The sequence below is a fragment of the Bradyrhizobium nivariense genome (assembly GCF_029846695.2).
Classification (GTDB): domain Bacteria; phylum Pseudomonadota; class Alphaproteobacteria; order Rhizobiales; family Xanthobacteraceae; genus Bradyrhizobium.
Window position 1 is genome coordinate 1 of the sequence record NZ_JARWCR020000149.1, and the last position, 3,689, is coordinate 3,689.

Below are 3,689 nucleotides of genomic sequence, written 5' to 3' on the forward strand. Positions count from 1 at the left end.
GCTGCCGCGCGAACCGTCGACGCGGTCTGCGCCGCAATCGGCCGCGCACTCGATGCCTTCACATCCGAGGAATGCGCCAACTACCTCAAAAATTCAGGCTATCGAACCTAATGCCATCACGCTTTAGGCGCTCGGTCCATTTCACGAGCTGCCGCGTCGGTAAGCATGAAGGTGGGCAAGAGGGATTGCCGCAGCCGCAAGGCCGAATTTCGCCAGAGGAAAGTAGCGCCTTGAACCGGCGTCGGAGCTGATCCAGTTCACGGACCGTTGTTCGGATGCCGGCATCGCGGATGTGGTGAAGCGAAGGAAGTCGGTGGATTTCGGCACCCTCTCGCGTTCGCCATATCCCCGTGCTGAGCACCCGGATTGTGTCGTCGATGGCCTGTTGGAATGCGTGGAGATTGCTCTCTTGTTGAAACGGCGTTCGAAACGCCGGTCGGTCGAAGGCGCGGACGAACATCGACAGGGCCTGTTCGTCATCGACCTCCTGAAACTTATCGACGAAATTGCGCAGCTCGACCTCGCTATCAGGAAAGGGAACGCCCTCGAGTAGGCGCCGTAGGAGGAATTCGGCTCGAAGCCGCAGATGCTCCTCGAACTCCGCGCCGGACCAGATCACCACTTTTGGGACGCCCAGTTTCGCGGCTGCCGAGCGAACCTCGTCGCGACGCTGGGCCGAGATACAGCTGCGGCATACAAACTTGAAAGCGTCAGGTTGCCCGTCACGGCGTTGACCGCTGCCGTCATATCCTTCTCAGCCTTCGCTTGGGTCAGGCTGCCTCAATTGACGCATTGAATCACGGTGCGCTCGTCCGGTTGGTCGTCGAACGGACGTGTACCGATGATGTCGCGCCCTTGGTCGCTTCCCGTCTGGCCGAACCAAGCAAGTTCAGTCCAGCCGTCGCAAAGGCGGTACGCGAACACAAGGCGCTCGAACTCGCTGCCGCCGAAATCCTCGAAATGAATCGGCCGGACCGTCCGAGCTATCGTCACCTGCCTGCCTCCTGGCTTCCAAAGCTACGGAGCGGGTTGATGATCTGGACGCCCTCGAAGTCCTTTTCATTGTCGGTCACGACGACGCAGTCGTTAGCTTCGGCTACGGCGGCAATGATTGTGTCTAGGGCGCTTCGCGAACGGCCTTTGGCTTTGCCGTTGGCCATCAGCCGCGCCCAGACGAGGCCAGCTTTCTCGTCGAACGATAGGACGCGGCCGGCGAACAGCGCTTGCGGGCCTTCGGGGCCGGCGAACCAAGTTTCAAGGCTGCTACGCTTCTTGCCTTTCGGCTTCTCCAAGATACCTCGACAGATTTCGGCGACGGTAAGCGACGCAATGAAGAGGTCGTTGTCCTTCTGCGCGCCCATCCAAGCCAGCAGCGAGCCCGACGGCTCCGGCTTTATGACGTTGCTGATGATATTTGTATCAAGGAGATAGCGGGTCACAGATCGACCTTACGCCCCTCTTCTCGCGGCCGGCTGAGGTCGAGATCCGCGCCAACCAGAGGTGAGCGACGCAAAGCGGCGAGAATGCCGCCCGCTTTCGGAGGCTCGCCCGCCACTGCCTGCTGTATGGTGCGGCGAAGCTGCCCGGCTTCCGGACCTTCCTCCGTCAATTTCCGGGCAAGGGATCGGAGTAGATCGCGGTCGGCGTCGAGCGCCTGGATCTCGAACCGCGCGATGCCGCGCTCAGTCAGACGGGACCGATAATTCTCGAGGGCTCTCTTCTGCGCACTGTTGCTCATCGCCTGCCTCCGTGCTATATCCAGATATATAGCCACGTTTTCCTTGGAGTGCAAGGCTGGTGGAATTGTTATCGGTGCCGGCAAATGAAGACGGCCTCTCCAAGGTGCTGGGGAGTGCCACCGTAGCAAGACGTCCCCCTTTCAAGGGAGGCGATCACAAAAATATTATTGCTACGACGACGGTCGACCCGTGCCCCGCCGCTACGCTGCGACCCTCCAGCATCCGCTCCGTTTCCATTCAAGCCATTGATTTACAAGATCTTTCTATCTTGCCAACGCGCTAAGCCGAGAGAATCGCGCAAGCTCGAGCCGTCGTACTCCGTGCGGAACAGGCCGCGACGTTGCAGCTCCGGCACAAGTGCGCATGGCAGCGGCAGAGGTATCGACCCGGAACTCTGTTCAGACAACCGGTACCAACTCTGCCTCGCCGGGAAGGCGATGTGAGAGGTCCTCCGCAAGAACGGTCACATTTGGATGCTTCAGAAGGGAACGATGATCGCCAGGAAGAGGGGGCCCTTCAACGACGCTCTCGAAAGCAGCGTGCCATGGAGTTGCTGCGCTAGTGGACTCCCGAGTGTAATAGACGCAGAGCGCCGAAACCTTCTTAGGCACGTATAGTTTGCCCGCGCGAATATGGCGAATGAACAATTGGAAGATTTCCTCAAGCGCCGGTACACCGATTTTCCATGCACCGAAAGCAGCGCTCGCGAGCGTAGCGAAGTCACCCGGCCGAATTTCCATGGTTGCATCGTGTTCAGGCGACAATCCTCCCTCGTCGACAAGGAATGCAAGGAATTCAGACCATTCCTGGTCCAAGGTGAGAGTGGAAGGCGTCCCTAGCGCCGACGGATGGGCACTATCGATCATTGCCACTAAATCGACCCTCACGTTTGCAGAGATTAGTATCCCAGCAACGGCGTGGGCGAGCACACCGCCAAAGGACCATCCGGCGAGCGTACAAGCCATGTCCGGCAGCACAGGCACAATAGCCCGAGCATAGACTTGGGCGATTTCGTCAATCGAACCGACCTTCAGGAGTTCGTGACCGAACTCTAGGGCATGTATACCGTAGATGGTCTGTGTAGCTGGCAGCGCCCGCGCGAGGTCATCATAGATGCTCAGCCCTCCGCCAAGGGCGTGACAGAGGATAAGTGGCTGACTGTTCGCAAGTCGAAGCGGAATAAGTTGGCTCGCAGGTTTTCGATGGTTCTTCGATGCGGGGCGCACCTTCTCGGCGCACTGATCGAGACGAGGATTCGTGAAATGCACGGAAAGATCGAGGATCAAACCCCGCCGCCGGAGTTGCTCAAGCACTTGCAGCGCTAGCAGCGAATGTCCACCGAGGTCGAAGAAGTTGTCGTGGCGGCCGACCCGCGCCACACCGAGAAGCTCCGCCCAGATCGTCGCCAGCGCGGTCTCGGTCTCGCCCCGCGGCGGCTCATAGGCCGCGCGCGCATAGGCCGCATCCTCAGGCATCGGCAGCGCCTTGCGGTCGAGCTTGCCGTTTGCCGTCAGCGGCAGCGCCGCCAGCCGCACAAACGCAGCCGGCACCATGTAGTCGGGCAGCCGCGCACTCACATGCGCGCGCAACGTGCCGGCAAGGTCAGATCCCTCAGCTTCGCCGGCGTGCTCCGCAGCCGCAACCACATAGGCGACCAGACGCTTCTCGCCGGTGCGATCCTGTTGCGCCACGACGACCGCATCGCGCACCCAGGCATGCTCGCAAAGCCGTGCCGCGATCTCGCCGGGCTCGATCCGGAAGCCCCGGATCTTCACCTGGTCGTCGTTGCGGCCCAAAAACGCCAGATTGCCGTCCGGCAGATAGCGCGCCAGATCCCCGGTCCGGTACAGCCGGTCGCCTTCCACAAAGGGACTGGCGATGAACCGCTCCGCCGTCAGCTCGGGACAGTTCAGATAACCATGCGCGACCCCCGCCCCGCCGATGTAAAGC

Annotated in this window: 5 protein-coding genes; 1 reads left to right on the top strand and 4 read right to left on the bottom strand. The window is 60.7% G+C overall.

The window, feature by feature from the left end; translation table 11 throughout:
* The first annotated feature begins 313 nt into the window (after positions 1-313).
* Positions 314-553, top strand: coding sequence for a hypothetical protein (locus QCM77_RS45355; RefSeq protein WP_280097068.1), 240 nt, complete (start codon positions 314-316; stop codon positions 551-553).
* A gap of 227 nt (positions 554-780) precedes the next feature.
* On the opposite strand, the gene QCM77_RS45360 is transcribed toward QCM77_RS45355, so the two are convergent.
* The 4 genes from QCM77_RS45360 to QCM77_RS45375 all read right to left on the bottom strand — a co-directional run.
* Positions 781-993 (bottom strand): hypothetical protein, encoded by a 213-nt coding sequence (locus tag QCM77_RS45360; RefSeq protein ID WP_280097069.1) that lies wholly within the window; start codon positions 991-993, stop codon positions 781-783.
* Complete coding sequence (locus QCM77_RS45365) at positions 990-1,439, bottom strand: type II toxin-antitoxin system VapC family toxin (protein ID WP_204513642.1); 450 nt, start codon at positions 1,437-1,439, stop codon at positions 990-992. Before QCM77_RS45365 ends, QCM77_RS45360 begins: the two co-directional genes overlap by 4 nt.
* Positions 1,436-1,738: a hypothetical protein gene (locus QCM77_RS45370; RefSeq protein WP_184805674.1), complete on the bottom strand. Its 303-nt coding sequence runs from the start codon at positions 1,736-1,738 to the stop codon at positions 1,436-1,438. Before QCM77_RS45370 ends, QCM77_RS45365 begins: the two co-directional genes overlap by 4 nt.
* 399 nt (positions 1,739-2,137) lie before the next feature.
* The coding region (locus tag QCM77_RS45375) for a thioesterase domain-containing protein (RefSeq protein ID WP_280097070.1) at positions 2,138-3,689 on the bottom strand (1,552 nt) is incomplete at its 5' end.

What these genes read in the sequence shown, in the direction of transcription:
- QCM77_RS45370 (WP_184805674.1), bottom strand. Translation starts at nt 1,738, where the DNA reads ATGAGCAACAGTGCGCAGAAGAGAGCCCTCGAGAATTATCGGTCCCGT.